Genomic DNA, 15,157 nt, shown 5'->3' on the forward strand with positions numbered 1-15,157 from the left:
GAAAAATATTCCGCAACGTGCTCGCCATTATGACCTCATGCAGGCGAGACTTTCTACCATCCAATGGAGACCCAGGATGAAAGCTCAAGCCTTCTACAAATCCCTGTATTTTCAAGTGATCACCGCCATCGTTCTGGGTGTGATGCTTGGCCATTTTTATCCTGAATCCGGCGCTGCCATGAAACCTCTCGGCGACGGCTTCATCAAGCTCATCAAGATGATGATAGCCCCGATTATTTTCTGTACCGTCGTGGTTGGCATCGCCGGCATGGAAGACATGAAAAAAGTCGGCAAGACTGGTGGCATGGCACTACTGTATTTTGAAGTGGTCAGTACCCTGGCACTGATCATCGGCCTCATCATCGTCAATGTGGTGCAACCTGGCGCGGGCATGCATATCGATGTGCATACGCTCGATACCAAGGGCATCGCCGCCTTTGCTGGTCCTGGCAAAATGCAGACCACGACAGAGTTCCTGATGGCCATTATCCCTACTACATTTACCGATGCGTTTGCCAAGGGTGAAATATTGCAGGTCCTGCTGATCTCCATCTTCTTTGGTTTTGCTCTGCATCGTTTTGGTGGCCGTGGCACTCTGATATTTGATCTGGTAGAAAAATTCTCCCATGTGTTGTTTGTCATCGTTGGCTACATCATGAAAGTAGCTCCCATCGGCGCCTTTGGTGCGATGGCTTTCACGATAGGTAAATATGGTGTCGGCTCACTGGTGCAACTCGGCTTCCTGATGGCGACTTTCTATGCAACTTGCCTGATCTTCATTTTCGTTGTACTTGGCGCTATCGCTAAAGCGCATGGTTTCAGCATCTGGAAATTCATCAAGTACATCAAGGAAGAATTACTCATCGTGCTAGGCACTTCTTCTTCAGAATCAGTACTGCCACGCATGATGGCCAAGCTGGAAAACCTGGGCGTGAAAAAATCCGTGGTAGGCCTGGTGATTCCTACCGGTTACTCGTTTAACCTGGATGGCACTTCCATTTATCTGACCATGGCCGCAGTGTTCATTGCCCAGGCAACGGATACACCGATGACCCTGATGCAGCAAATCACTTTGCTGGCAGTCTTGCTGCTGACATCCAAGGGCGCAGCAGGTATCACAGGGAGTGGTTTCATCGTGCTGGCAGCAACATTGTCTGCGGTCGGCGGCGTGCCAGTCGCTGGCCTGGCCCTGATACTGGGCATAGACCGTTTCATGTCAGAAGCACGCGCCCTGACCAATCTCATCGGCAATGGTGTTGCCACTATCGTGGTAGGTAAATGGGGCAATGATGTGGACATCGTCAAGATGCAAAGACGCCTGAATAATGAGAGCGTGGAAGAAGCTGAAGACCCGGAAGTTTTGATGGACACTGCATCCATGCACACAGCGGTACGTCACTAAATAAAGTCATTGAATGTATGAAAAAGCGGACTTGAAAGTCCGCTTTTTTTATCCCTGCAAGCTTCAACTACGTTTTCGCAAATGTCGTAGCGCCAGGGTCAGGGCCATCAATTGTATGGTCGCCGCCAGGAAGAAAGGTGCACCCAGCAAGAGACTGCCTTGGGGAAAATGACTGACCTGGCCGACGATAGAAGTGCCTATCAGCGTGGCAAACACACTCATGATACTGGCCAGCGCCGTCAATGAACCCATGGCCATGCCTTGTGAACGTGCATCAACGGCACGCGAAAAAAAACCTTGCAGGGCTGGCCCGGCAGCAAAAGCCAGCACATTACACAGGATCAGTACATACATCATCCAGCCCTGGCTGGCCAGACCGTAACAACTGAGTGCCACGGTCGATGACGCCAGGCCAATCAGGACTGCATTGGCGTCCCCTACCCGCTTGATATAAGACCCCAGAAATACACCCTGCATGAGTACGCTGGAAATACCGACCATGAATAATGAAAAACCATTTTGCATGGGGGTCCAGCCAAAACGCAATTCTGTCGACAGGACCCAGGTAGTTTGCAAGGTGAACTGGGCAAACATGGTCAGCGCATACACCCACACCAGCGCGCCGACGCCACGCAAATGCGCTAGGCCACGCAGGCCAGCAAAGGGATTGGCAGCAGCGAGGCGAAAGGCTTTGCGATGATCTGCAGACAGCGATTCTGGCAGCGAAAAATAACCATATACGACATTGCCAAGCGACACCGCCGCCGCCAGGTAAAACGGATAATGGATATGCGCCTCACCCAGCATACCGCCAATGACAGGGCCACAGATAAAACCCAGGCCAAACATGGCGCCTATCTTGCCCAGCGCCTTGGCGCGGTTTTCCGGTGTCGATACATCGGCGATATAGGCATTGGCAACGGATAGATTACCAGCCGTGATACCCCCTATGGCACGTACCAGCAACATCCAGTAGATATTCGTCACCTGGGTCAGCATGAAGAAATTCAAGCCCAGGCCGAGTACACAAGTCAACAAGACCGGGCGGCGGCCATAGCGGTCACTGAGTGCGCCTATCATGGGCGCAAAGATGAATTGCATGACACCGTAGATGGCAACAATAGCGCCATACCAGTATGCCTGGCTATCTGCCTGCAAGGTATAACTGGCCACCAGCCTTGGCAAGACCGGGATGATGAGACCTATGCCGAGGATGTCGAGGAATACCGTGATCAATACAAAACGTACATTGGTCGGCAAGGCTGGGGCGATACCAGCCTGTTCAGAACTAGTCATACCAGACATCCTTTAAGCGGAATGTTCAAAGCACAATAGTATATGATTACTGCAAGATAGATTTGTAGAGAGGGCAATATGGCTTTGTTTGATCATTTTCTTGTTATTGCCTTGCTGGTCGCCATCAGCGCATTTTTCTCCATGTCAGAAATTTCGCTGGCGGCTGCGCGCAAGGTCAAGCTGCAGATACTGTATGCCGAGGGCGAGCAACGTGCGGGCAAGGTGCTGGCGCTGCAACAAGAGCCTGGGCATTTTTTCACGGTGGTACAAATCGCCCTGAATGCAGTGGCCATATTAGGCGGTATCCTGGGTGAACAAGCCTTGACGCCGTATATCCTGAAAGCCTTGATGGCTGTGTTTGGCATGACCAGCTGGATAGAGACTGTCAGCTTTGTCACCTCGTTTTTGTTCGTGACCTCGATTTTCATTTTGTTTGCGGACCTGATGCCCAAGAAGATCGCCATGATTTCGCCAGAAACCGTGGCCATGCTGGTGGTCAGCCCCATACTCTTGTGCGTGCGCCTGTTCAAGCCCCTGGTCTGGGTCTTCAATGGCCTGGCCAACCTGCTCTTGCGTCTGTTCAATTTACCAACAACGCGCAACGAGCAAATCACCTCCGATGAAATTTATGCCATGTTTGATGCCGGTGCCGAAGCCGGGGTCGTGCTCGAAAGCGAGCACCATATGATAGGCAATGTGTTCGAGCTGGAAAGCCGCACCGTGCCATCAGCCATGTCGCAGCGCGACAGCATTGTCTACTTCACCCTGCAAGACAGTGACACGGTCATACGCCAAAAAATTGCCGAACATCCGCATACCAAGTTCCTGGTTTGTGATGGCAATATTGACAATGTCGTTGGCTATGTAGAATCCAAAGATATCTTGAAGCGTGTCCTGACCAACCAGGCGTTTACCAAGGTACAGGAATTATCGATACGCACGGCCCTGGCCGTGCCTGACTCGCTGACCCTGTCTGAAATGCTGGAACAATTCAAGGGCACGCGCGAAGACTTTGCTGTCATCCTCAATGAATATGCCCTGGTCGTTGGTGTGATTACCCTCAATGATGTGCTGAGTACCCTGATGGGCAACCTGGTTCATCCCTTCCTGGAAGACCAGATCGTCAAGCGAGACGCCAATTCCTGGCTCATTGACGGTGCGACAACAATCGAGGATGTCTGCCGCGCTCTCGACATAGATGGCTTGCCTGAGCAGGGAAGCTATGAGACCATTGCCGGTTTCATGATGACGATGCTGAAAAGAATACCCAAGCGCACGGACTTTGTCATGCTGGGGTCTTACAAGTTTGAAGTCGTCGATATTGATCATTACCGTATTGATCAATTGCTGGTAGTCAAGCTCGATGGCGCAGATAGCAGCGCATCATCCTGATCAAGACCTTAAGATTTTAATATCTCGCTTTTTCTTTGTTTTTTCTTTGTTTTTTTTCATCGCTTTTTCATTGCTGACAGCAGCCGGACAATAAAGCTGCTGGCTTAGCCGTTTTTATCAGGATTTTCATGTTGCACGCTTGTGGAGTAGATTTTGGCACCTCGAATTCAACCGTTGGCTGGCACAGGCCAGGCCAACCTGCGCTCCTGGCGCTGGAAGAGGGCAAAGTCACGCTGCCATCGGTGGTGTTCTTTGATGTAGAAGATGACCAGGTCAGTTATGGCCGCGCCGCACTGGGTAACTACCTGGCGGGCTATGAAGGCCGTTTGATGCGCTCCATGAAGAGCTTGCTGGGCACCAGCCTGATGGATGGGCAAACCGAAGTACAGGGCAAGGCCGTGCCTTTTCGCCATTTGCTGGCGCAATTCATACGTGAACTCAAAGCGCGCGCAGAGAAGTCAGCCGGTACGCATTTCACCCAGGCGGTGCTGGGTCGCCCCGTGCATTTCATCGATGATGACAGCAAGGCCGACAAGCTGGCACAAGACACCCTGGAGCAAATCGCCCGCGCTGCTGGTTACAAGGAAGTGCAATTCCAGTACGAACCCATCGCTGCCGCCTTTGATTATGAATCGCGCATCAGCAAGGAAGAACTGGTATTGATCGCCGACATAGGCGGTGGTACTTCAGATTTTTCGCTGGTACGTCTGGCCCCGGAACGCGCTCACAGGATAGACAGAAAAGACGATATCCTGGCCAATGCCGGTGTGCACATCGGTGGCACCGACTTTGACAAATACCTGAGCCTGAACCATGTCATGCCCCTGCTGGGTCTGGGTGGCCGCCTGGGTAGCCAGATCGACGTGCCGTCCAGTTATTATTTCAACCTGGCGACCTGGCACACCATCAACCTGACTTATACCCAGAAAGTCTGGCGTGAATTGCAAGAAGTCTATCGCGATATCAATACCCCGGAATTGCGCCTGCGTTTTGAACGTTTGCTGAACCTGGTCGAAGAACGCGATGGTCACTGGCTGGCTATCAAGTCGGAAGAAGCCAAGATATTACTATCAGATCAACAAACCATAGACCTGCCGCTGGAACGTTTGCGCAGCAAACTGCCAGCCCCGGCCTGCCATCTGGCTCTGGATCAGGCTGGCTTGCAAACCTCGATCGCCCACCTGACCAGCAATATCGGCGAAACCGTCAACACCGTGCTCAACATGGCGAACCTGAAGCCTGAGCAAGTCGATACTGTGTTTTTCACTGGCGGCTCCAGCGGTGTGCGCGGCTTGCGCCAGCAAATCGCCAGCATAGTCCCGACCGCCACCAAGGTAGAAGGTGATTTGTTTGGCAGCATAGGCGCAGGCCTGGGCCTGGATGCAGCCCGACGTTTTGCCTGAAAATGCCGTCTCTGACTGCAACTTAGACTAACAGGACTTACGCAAAATTGTCCCAGCAAGGCTATCGCAATAGAAAACCTCCCTTGCAAGGGAGCTTCGTTACGTTGGCAGGCAACATGTTGCCTGAAACCCCAACCACACCGTAGCGACGAAGACAGTACTTTAGTACCGAATCTTGCTAAATGCGGGAGCTGCAACACAGCTGGGGCGGTTTTGCGTAAGTCCTGACTAATATATTTCACCTAAAGTCACATTATCTTCCTGCACACCCTCACGCCTGAAGTCAAAACTTAAACTATACTTGTGGCATCAATTAGCAGGCTTTTCTACTCGGAGAAGGCATGTCGAATGAACAAGACGATGATGAGCTGTTCATAGTTGAAGATGCGGAAGACGAAGCCGCAACTCAACAAGCGGGCCGTAGCTGGAAAATCGCCATCGTTGATGATGACGAGGATGTTCATCGCACTACCTGCTTTGCTCTGCAATATGTGCAGATACTGAACCGCCCGCTGGAATTTATCCATACTTACTCCAAAGACGAAACCCGCCGGGTTTTCGCCAGCGAGAGTGACATCGCCGTGATCTTGCTGGATGTGGTCATGGAAACCGAGCATGCAGGCCTGGAGCTGGTCAGCTTCATCCGCGATGAGCTGGGCTGGACTGATACCCGTATCATCCTGCGTACCGGGCAACCCGGTTATGCGCCAGAAGAAGAAGCCATACGCGACTATGACATCAATGACTATAAAACCAAGAATGAACTGACGCGCAAGAAATTGCTGACTTCACTGACTGCTGCCGTGCGCTCTTATGAACAGATACGTACCATCGATGCCAGCCGTCGCGGCCTGCACCAGATCATCAGTTCCAGTTCTGCCTTCACCTTTGAACATGGGATACAGTCTTTTGCCAGCGGCGTGATTACCCAGATCGCTGCTTTGTGTGGTGTACCTCCCGAAGGCTTGCTGTGTGCCCAGGGTGAACTTGATGATGTGGATGAAGAAGCTCCTCAGGTCTTCAATGTCATTGCTTCTGCGGGACACTACAGCAATCTGATGAATTGCCCCATAGACGATATCCACAACAGCAGGATACGCGATGCCTTGCGCCATGTGCTGACCCTGCGTGAACCCCTGTTCACCGATCACAGCATGACCCTGTATTTTTCTGGCCGCGGCAACCGGCCACTGGCAGCCTATATAGACCTGCCCTTCTCGCTGTCAGAAATCAACCAGAATTTGCTGGAAGTATTTTGCTCCAATCTTGGTGTCTGCCTGGACAATTTGAGCCTGGTGAATCAACTCAAGAACCATGCTTACCGCGATCAATTACTGAAGTTACCAAACCGCCTGAAATTCATAGACCAGATCAGCAGTGTCCTGAAAACCAGGATGCCCGGGCAAATGGTGGCACTCATAGACATCGATGATTTTGCCGAAATCAATGATGTGCTCGGCCATCACTATGGTGACCTGATACTCAAGGCCGTCGCAGACCGTCTGCGCGAAAAACTCGGTGAGCCCATTTTCCTGGCGCGTATTTCCGGCGATGTGTTTGGCCTCCTGGGCAGTAGCGAATTACTTGAGCCAGAAAGCTTGCGGCTCTTGTTCATCGAGCCCTTCACGATAGAAGAAACCGCGCATTCGGTATCCATGTCGATAGGCATGGTGGCCCTGGCTGGTTATGAAGGGGATGGCGCAGAGCCACTGAAAGACGCCAGCATCGCCTTGAAGCGTACCAAGATACACCAGCGCGGCACTTGCACACTGTTCACCCGTTCCATGGGTATAGAAATACGCGAGCGCGCCACCCTGATGCAGCATTTGCACAAGGCCTTTGATGCAGAACGCCTGTTCCTCATGTACCAGCCGCAAATCGATCTGGAAACCGGCAAATTCACAGGCCTGGAAGCACTGATACGCTGGCGCACAGATGAAGGTGTGCTGATACCGCCGAATGATTTTATCCCCCTGGCAGAATATTCCGGCCTCATCATCAGCCTGGGTGCCTGGGTCTTGCGGACGGCCTGTTTCATGATGGTCAGATTGCAAAAAGCGGGGATCGCCCCGCAACGCATGGGTGTCAATGTCTCGGTGGTGCAATTCCGCCAGGATGATTTTATCGACATCGTGGAGCGCGCCTTGCGCGATACCGGTTTGCAGCCACAACACCTGGAACTGGAAATCACCGAGTCTGTCACCATGAGCGGTGCAGCCATGTTTGAAACCCGGCTCGCCAAACTCAAAGAGCTGGGTGTGAAAATCGCCATCGATGATTTTGGTACCGGCTTTTCTTCCCTCAGTTACCTCGATAAATTACCGGTAGACAGATTGAAAATAGACCGCGCCTTCGTCAATCAGATCGATACCCCTGAGGGACCACGCATTGCCGAGCTGATTACACAACTCGGTAAAAAACTGGGCCTGCAAGTCATTGCCGAGGGTGTAGAACATGAAATCCACTGGAAGACCCTGGCGGCCATGGGTTGTCATGAAGGCCAGGGCTTTTATATAGGCCGGCCCATGCTGGAAGAGAATCTGATCAGCTGGATCAATCTCAGAAAATAAAAGGCTGTCGCAGGCGGGGCATGTTATTTCTGCCTCACGCTGCAACAGCCTTATCACAGTATCAGGGCAAACGCCCTGTCCTGCTTACGCGGCTTACTTCTTGTCCATAGGTGGGTGCTGACCATCCTTATGCTCGCCCATATGCCCCATGCGTTCACGCATATGCGATGCCATGCGCCTGTGGCTTTCATCAAAAATCTTTTGTTGCTCAGGTGTCAGCACAGCATAGAAAGTTTTCAGGGAGGCCAGGCGGCTTTGCATCTTGGCCAGATGCTCTTTCATTTTTTCCAGGCCTTTTTCCATACGCTCTGGCGTGGTCAGTTTATCCATTTCCTTGCGGTCTGGACGGGCAGGCATGGGGCCAGGGTTCATGGCATCGGTAAAAGTTTTCCAGGCGGGTTCCTGGGCTGCCGTAATTTTCAGTTTGTCGTGCAATTCGGCCTGGTGCTTGGCCATGCGTTCTTTCATTTTTTCTGCCCACTTGGCAGGATCACCATGCTGGCCGTGCCCGGCTGGCGGGGCTGCAGGTGCGCTACTTTGCGCCCAGCTCAGACTTGCAGCACCGAGTGTCAGCGCCGTCAAAGCGATCGATAATTTTTTTTGTAAGGTATTCATGATTTTCACTTTCTGAACAGAAGAACATACTCAAAGTTTGCTGTAAGCTGCCGGCAAAATAGGAGCGGACCTGATTGCCACATTTTCCATCAGGACTGAAGCAAACGATGCTGGCTGGCTAAACATCTAGACTCATTCCCCGGCTGGCTGATTTGCCTTGCCCCGGCATTGCTGCCCGGGACACGCTTCGCATCTTGCAGTACAGTTGTAACGATGAAATGTCGGTCTGCTCTCGCATTGTATCGACGTGTAACACGCAAGCTGATGTGGGCGTGGTATGTTACTTACTGTTTCCCCTTCGGTTTATCATAACAAGACGATACAAAATCAGGGTTTTTATAGTCAAGACCAGGCTCATAATGAAGAACATGGACACACCAAACAAAATTCTCATCGTTGATGATGACCGCGACATCCGCAACCTGCTGGCCGATTATCTCGACAATAATGGCTACAGCACCGTCACAGCCGCCGAAGGCAATGCCATGTGGGCAGCCCTGCAAAATCACCAGATCGATCTGGTCGTGCTGGATTTGAACCTGCCCGGTGATGATGGCCTGACGCTATGCCGCACCCTGCGCAGCAAATCAAGCTTGCCGGTCATCATGCTGACTGCCCGCGGCGAACCCCTGGACCGCATCCTGGGGCTGGAAATGGGGGCAGATGATTACTTGCCCAAACCTTTTGAACCACGCGAATTACTGGCCCGCATACGCAGCGTCTTGCGCCGCACCCAAAGCAATGCCCATCCGCATACCGGTGAGGCCTTGCAAAAACTGAAATTTGCTGGCTGGACGCTGGACTTGACGGCCCGCCATCTGATAGGCCCGGATGGCATGGTGATCTCGCTGTCAGGTGCAGAATTCCGCATGTTGAATATTTTCCTGGAACACCCCAACCGTGTGCTCAATCGCGATCAATTGCTGAACATGACACATGGCCGCGATGCCGACCCCTTTGACCGCTCGATAGATATTCAAATCAGCCGCCTGCGCCAAAAATTACGGGAAGATGCACGCTCACCGCAAATCATCAAAACTGTCAGGAATGGTGGCTATGTGCTGGCCGTGACTGTCGCTGTGGAGCAAGAGGCATGAAAATCCTATCGTCGATGTGGGGCCGGGTATTTGCCATCCTGTTACTGGGCGTGATTGCGTCAGCAGCACTGACCTGGTCACTGGCTTTTGGCGAAAGACAAAAAACCATATCGCAGTACAGGGATTCTCATGCTGTTGAAAGAGCCGAGCAACTGGTGCTGGCGCTGGATGCCCTGCCGGCCGAAAACCGCGAAAAATTCCTGGCGACTGCACCGCGCCTGGGTTTGAAAGTGGCTACCCTGCCAGCCGAGACGACGGACCAGGCCCCGCGTTCTGAATATGCTGCGGCTGTCAGCGAAAGACTGGGCAAGACTTTTCGCGTCATGTCATTGGCACAAGACCCGGAGTCCTGCCCGCGTAATCCGCAAAATATACAAACCAATCGCCTGCCCTGCGAAGCCCTGGGCATCACCCTGCATGATGGCACGGCCCTGCGCCTGACGGTATTGCCACCACGCAACCCAGCCCCACCGCTGCGCCCCGATTTCCTGCAATACCTGTTCCTGTTTTTAGCCAGTATCGCCGTGCTGGCTTATCTGATCGCCCGCATGACCATGCGGCCTTTGCAGCAAATGGCAAAAGCTGCCACTGCCCTGGGACAGGATATCAACCGCCCTGCGCTGCCAGAAAAAGGCGCAACCGAAATCCTGCAAGCGACACGCGCCTTTAATGCCATGCAAGCCAGGATACGCCAGCATATTGCTCAGCGTACCCATATGCTGGCCGCTATCACCCATGATTTGCAAACCCCGCTGACCCGCCTGCGCCTGCGCCTGGAAAAAGTCAGGGATGAAGAATTGCGCGACAAACTCATAGAAGATTTGTCTGGCATGCAAATGATGATACGCGAAGGCCTGGATCTGGCACGCAGCATGGATAGCAATGAAGCCCTGAAGCCGCTGGACCTGGACTCATTGCTCGACAGTGTCTGTGCCGACGCTGCCGATGCCGGCCAAAATGTCAGCTTTGAAGGCAAGCCCGGCCTGACCGTCATGGCCAGACCGCAAGCATTGCGCCGCTGTCTGACTAATCTCATCGACAATGCAGTCAAATATGGTCATTACGCCACCGTCAGCCTGGTAGCAGGCAAGGATGCTGCCAAAGATGTGCTGCATGTGCTGATACGCGATGGCGGTACGGGGATTCCACCTGAATTTCAAAGCAAGGTATTTGAGCCATTCTTCCGCATGGAAACCTCGCGCTCGCGCGAATCTGGCGGCACTGGCCTGGGCCTGACCATCGCCCAGAATATCGCCCAGCAACATGGCGGCCAGTTGCAACTGAATAACTTGCCTGAAGGCGGCCTGGAAGTACGTTTGACCTTACCCATGCAAATCGCCTGACCCCGTCTAAGACCTCGCTGTTACTCCTGCTGCCTTGCAGCAGGAGGCAGCCCCCCAAGCAAAAAGTCTGCAAGCCGCTAGCCCAAGCCCGTCCCCAGCCTGTAAAATTCAGAAAAAACCTGAGGACATACACATGATCAATCTACAACTGGGTGATGTCAGCCATATCATACAACTTGCTATTGCCCCGGTATTTCTGCTGACTGGCGTGGGTACTACACTATCGGTCCTGACCAGCCGCCTGGCACGCATCATAGACCGTTCCCGTGTTGCTGAAGAATTACTACATGGCAATAATAGCCCGGCAGTCAGCCCGGCCGGCCTGGAAGAAGAACTCCATGAACTCTATGAACGTTCTCACCTCATCAATCGCGCCATTACCCTCAGCACTTCTTGCGGTTTACTGATTTGCCTGGTGATCGCGACCCTGTTCATGGGTGACGCCACCAGCCTGAATCTCGACAAGCTGATTGCCACACTCTTTGTCGCCGGTGTGTTTTCGCTGATAGGTAGCTTCATCTACTTCATGCGCGAGATCTTTGTCGCCACCAAAACCCTGACACGCCAGCGCCAGCTTGGCAGGCGCAAAATCATCGCCCGCGAATAATATGTCGCCATAAAAAAAGCCCCGCCCATTCATCATGGGCGGGGCTTTTTTACAGGGAAATCGACTTTTTTCAGCTTATTGGTCAGCTTATTGTTTAGGCGGTGCCTGCACCAGCACGATGACATCGATCGATGCCGCCGCCGGATTGGCCACGGTAATAGGTTGATAGCTGCCACTGGCGCGGAATACCATCAGGGTGTCGCTGGAGACTGTCGGTGCCACAAAGCCGGCATTGCCCGTCGTCGCACCGGCGATGAATACCGTAGGGCCCGCCACCTGCGACCAGCGGTAGTAAATGATATTCGAACCCGTGTTCGAAGGTGCATCCACCTTCAGGGTAGCAACACCGCCCGAAGCGACTATCTGTGTCGGCGTATACGAGATCAATGAGATCGGTGGCAAAGGATCGACATAGAACACCACATCCATTTGCGTAATCGGGTCCAGTGAAAAACCACCTGGTGTAATGGCCGAGTTAGAGACATTCAGGGTGAATACAAATGCCGTCCTGGTATCGATGAACTTGGGCAGAGCCGTGCTGGCGACACTGGAAAAAGAATTAAATACTTCTACCACTGGGCCGGATTTTTGTTTCCAGAAATAAAAGATGGGCGTACTGGTGTCGGCCTTGCCGTTCGCATCATATTTGACCGACTTGCTGCCATCCAGAGTGATCGTGGCACCGGCGCTGACCACACCGCCGCTATAGGAGATGGGCACTACCGTGGGCTTGATGATGGGCGTAACCGTCACGTTCTGGGTGGCGGTGCCGACTTTTTGCTTGTCATCCGTGACCCGACATTGAAACTTCAGGGTAGACGCCACTGCGACGATAGGGGCGACGAAAGTCGTCGTTGCGGTATCCGTGGTTGCCAGGTTGATGGTGGTGCCAACAGCATCGCTGATGACCCATTGATAGGAATAAGGCTCGCCCGTTGTCGCTGGCGTACCGCCGCTGCCCGCACAGGTCAGCGTGACTTTATCGCCTGTCGTGGCAGTCAGCGCGCTACCGGCCTTGGCAACCGGGTTGGCCGTGGTCGAGGCTTCCTGCTTCACCAGCAGAGTCGTTGAAGCCTTGATGGTATTGCCTTTGACGTCAACCGCATTCAAGGTCAATTTATAGGTGTAATCAGCTGTCAGCAAGACGGGTGGCGCTACTTGCAAGACGCAGGTGGCATCTGTACCAGCCGTGCTTTTTTGTATGATCTTGCAATCTGCATTGCTGACCGAAGCCAGCGCATTGGCTGACAGCGTCAGATTCTCTACCTGCCAATACATATTGGTGATAACCCCCGCGCTGCTGCTGACTTGCCCGGTAAAGTTCAAAGGCGCACCAGTGACCACGGTCAGGGCATCAGGCACGCCTATGGTCATGGGGGTAGCGCCAGAGCCATTATTAGTGCTACCGCTGCTGCCCGAGCTGCCACTTGAACTGCTGCCACCGCCGCAAGCCACCAATACCAGGCTGGAAAAAATGACTAGGGCTGTTTTGATTTGCTGAACCACGCTGACTCCGATGACTTACAAAATAGAGGGATGCCTATCATTGTAGCTTCATGTCAGCATTTTCAATACCTTTGCATAAAGTGTTGACAAAATGTTTCAAGTTTCTGACAAAAATGATTTTTTTACGAACGATCGTGCAAAAATGGATTAGGTATGGCACTCTAATAAAAAATCGACCAATAATCGAACCGTAAGCGGAGACTGTAGATAATGAATACTTTGCACTACGCCCACTGGCCGCAGGGCCTGCCCCATGAGCTGCTCGTACCAGAGGCCAGTGTCTATACGAACCTGCAAGTGTCCGCCCTGCGCTACCCTGACAAGGCAGCCATCATCTTTTATGACAGCGTCATCAGCTACAGCGAATTACATGCAGAAGTGCTGGCGCTGGCGGGCTACCTACAACAAGTCTGTGGCGTAAAAAGGGGCGACCGGGTCTTGCTGAACATGCAAAACTGCCCGCAATTCATCATAGGCTTTTACGCCATCCTGCGCGCCGATGCCATGGTCGTGCCAGTCAACCCCATGTTGATGACGGATGAGCTAAGCCATTACATCGCCGACAGCGGTGCCAAAACCGCCCTGGTTTCGCAAGAAATATTTGCGCGCCTGCAACCCCTGGTAGGCCAGAGTATCTTGCAAAATGCGATAGTAGCTACTTACTCCGACCATCTGAGCACGGCCACCAGCCTGAATATCCCGGATTTTGTCAAAGCTGAGCGCCAGGTGCCAGAGCAGGCTGGCGTCTGTAGCTGGCAAGCCGCAGTAACCGCCGGATACCAGCCTCAGGCCCATATGGCCACGCCAGAAGACCTGGCCTGCATGCCCTATACCTCAGGCACCACGGGCAAACCCAAGGGTTGCATACACACCCACCGTTCCGTCATTTTCAATTCCGTCGCCAGCCCCACCTGGTCGGGCAATATCGTTGCCAATCATGTGTCTCTGGCCGTACTGCCATTCTTTCATGTGACTGGTATGCAGTCCGTCATGAACAGCATGATTTACTGCGGCGGCACCCTGGTCATCCTGCCACGCTGGGACCGCGACGTCGCCGGGCAACTCATCACCCGTTATGCCGTCAGCAACTGGACCCTGGTGCCCTCGATGATGATAGATTTCCTGTCCAACCCGCGCCTGGCAGACTACGATATCTCCAGGCTGAACCGGGTCTCCGGCGGCGGCGCAGCCATGCCCGCTGCGATAGCCCAAAAGCTGCTGGACTTGTCTGGTCAGGTATATATGGAAGGCTATGGCTTGTCAGAAACCATGGCCGCCTCGCACGTTAACCCGCCCCAGCGCATGAAACAGCAATGCCTGGGCGTGCCTTATTTCAACGTCGACTCGCGCATCGTTGATCCCACTACCCTGCAAGAAGTCAAACAGGGCGACACCGGCGAAATATGGATACATGGCCCGCAAGTCTTCCAGGGTTACTGGAATGACCCGCAAAAAACCGCCGACTCTTTCGCCGAACTCGATGGCAAAAAATTCTTCCGCTCCGGCGACCTCGGCTATATGGATGCCGAAGGCTTCTTCTTCTTCACCGACAGACTGAAACGCATGATCAACGCCAGCGGTTTCAAAGTCTGGCCTGCCGAGGTCGAATCCATGATGTACCAGCACCCGGCCATACAAGAATGCTGCATCATTGCCGCCCACGACGCCTACCGCGGCGAAACCGTCAAAGCCGTCATCGTCAAAAAACCCGGCAGTGACGTGACAGCCGAAGACATCATGACTTGGGCGCATGACAAAATGGCTGCCTACAAGGTGCCCAAATTTGTGGAATTTGTCGACAGCCTGCCCAAGTCAGGAACAGGAAAGGTCATGTGGCGCACGCTGCAGGAGCAAGAGGCGGCGAAGGTTAAATAACAGGTACACAACAAGATGCATTTACTACCGCAAACCTGGTAAGGGCGATTA

At 53.1% G+C, this 15,157-nt stretch carries 11 protein-coding genes; 8 read left to right on the forward strand and 3 right to left on the reverse strand.

All coding sequences use genetic code 11. The features are described 5' to 3' along the window. The first annotated feature begins 76 nt into the window (after positions 1-76). Positions 77-1,402 carry a dicarboxylate/amino acid:cation symporter gene (locus ACO0LF_RS04990; RefSeq protein WP_423012543.1) on the forward strand — a complete coding sequence of 442 codons (1,326 nt, stop codon included), beginning with the start codon at positions 77-79 and terminating at the stop codon, positions 1,400-1,402. Positions 1,403-1,465: 63 nt separating this feature from the next. Here ACO0LF_RS04990 and ACO0LF_RS04995 read toward each other — a convergent pair whose 3' ends face one another. Further along, the gene (locus ACO0LF_RS04995) at positions 1,466-2,698 is read right to left on the reverse strand and encodes a TCR/Tet family MFS transporter (RefSeq protein ID WP_423012545.1); all 1,233 of its coding nucleotides are present in this window, start codon (positions 2,696-2,698) and stop codon (positions 1,466-1,468) included. Between the two features lie 78 nt (positions 2,699-2,776). Between ACO0LF_RS04995 and ACO0LF_RS05000 the strand changes: the two genes are divergently transcribed. The 3 genes from ACO0LF_RS05000 to ACO0LF_RS05010 all read left to right on the forward strand — a co-directional run bounded on the left by ACO0LF_RS05000 (position 2,777) and on the right by ACO0LF_RS05010 (position 8,063). Beyond that, positions 2,777-4,090, forward strand: a complete 1,314-nt coding sequence (locus ACO0LF_RS05000; RefSeq protein WP_423012547.1) for a hemolysin family protein — start codon at positions 2,777-2,779, stop codon at positions 4,088-4,090. Between the two features lie 128 nt (positions 4,091-4,218). After that, positions 4,219-5,493, forward strand: a complete 1,275-nt coding sequence (locus ACO0LF_RS05005) for an Hsp70 family protein (RefSeq protein WP_423012549.1) — start codon at positions 4,219-4,221, stop codon at positions 5,491-5,493. 341 nt (positions 5,494-5,834) lie between these two features. After that, positions 5,835-8,063 (forward strand): bifunctional diguanylate cyclase/phosphodiesterase, encoded by a 2,229-nt coding sequence (locus ACO0LF_RS05010; RefSeq protein ID WP_423012551.1) that lies wholly within the window; start codon positions 5,835-5,837, stop codon positions 8,061-8,063. A 93-nt stretch (positions 8,064-8,156) separates the two neighbouring features. On the opposite strand, the gene ACO0LF_RS05015 is transcribed toward ACO0LF_RS05010, so the two are convergent. Continuing rightward, the gene (locus ACO0LF_RS05015) at positions 8,157-8,678 is read right to left on the reverse strand and encodes a Spy/CpxP family protein refolding chaperone (protein ID WP_423012553.1); all 522 of its coding nucleotides are present in this window, start codon (positions 8,676-8,678) and stop codon (positions 8,157-8,159) included. Positions 8,679-9,046: 368 nt separating this feature from the next. On the opposite strand from ACO0LF_RS05015, the gene ACO0LF_RS05020 reads away from it, so the two are divergent. From ACO0LF_RS05020 to ACO0LF_RS05030, 3 genes are all read left to right on the forward strand, one after another. Continuing rightward, positions 9,047-9,775, forward strand: a complete 729-nt coding sequence (locus tag ACO0LF_RS05020; protein ID WP_423012555.1) for a response regulator — start codon at positions 9,047-9,049, stop codon at positions 9,773-9,775. Next, complete coding sequence (locus ACO0LF_RS05025; RefSeq protein ID WP_423012557.1) at positions 9,772-11,118, forward strand: ATP-binding protein; 1,347 nt, start codon at positions 9,772-9,774, stop codon at positions 11,116-11,118. The genes ACO0LF_RS05020 and ACO0LF_RS05025 overlap by 4 nt, the downstream gene beginning before the upstream one ends. A 136-nt stretch (positions 11,119-11,254) precedes the next feature. After that, complete coding sequence (locus ACO0LF_RS05030) at positions 11,255-11,725, forward strand: DUF2721 domain-containing protein (protein ID WP_423013463.1); 471 nt, start codon at positions 11,255-11,257, stop codon at positions 11,723-11,725. A gap of 87 nt (positions 11,726-11,812) precedes the next feature. On the opposite strand, the gene ACO0LF_RS05035 is transcribed toward ACO0LF_RS05030, so the two are convergent. Next, positions 11,813-13,231, reverse strand: a complete 1,419-nt coding sequence (locus ACO0LF_RS05035) for a PKD domain-containing protein (RefSeq protein WP_423012559.1) — start codon at positions 13,229-13,231, stop codon at positions 11,813-11,815. A gap of 210 nt (positions 13,232-13,441) precedes the next feature. Between ACO0LF_RS05035 and ACO0LF_RS05040 the strand changes: the two genes are divergently transcribed. Continuing rightward, on the forward strand, positions 13,442-15,106 hold the full coding sequence (locus ACO0LF_RS05040; protein ID WP_423012561.1) for a long-chain fatty acid--CoA ligase: 1,665 nt from the start codon (positions 13,442-13,444) through the stop codon (positions 15,104-15,106). Positions 15,107-15,157: the final 51 nt, after the last annotated feature.

The sequence above is a fragment of the Undibacterium sp. Di27W genome (assembly GCF_049340345.1).
GTDB lineage: Bacteria > Pseudomonadota > Gammaproteobacteria > Burkholderiales > Burkholderiaceae_D > Undibacterium.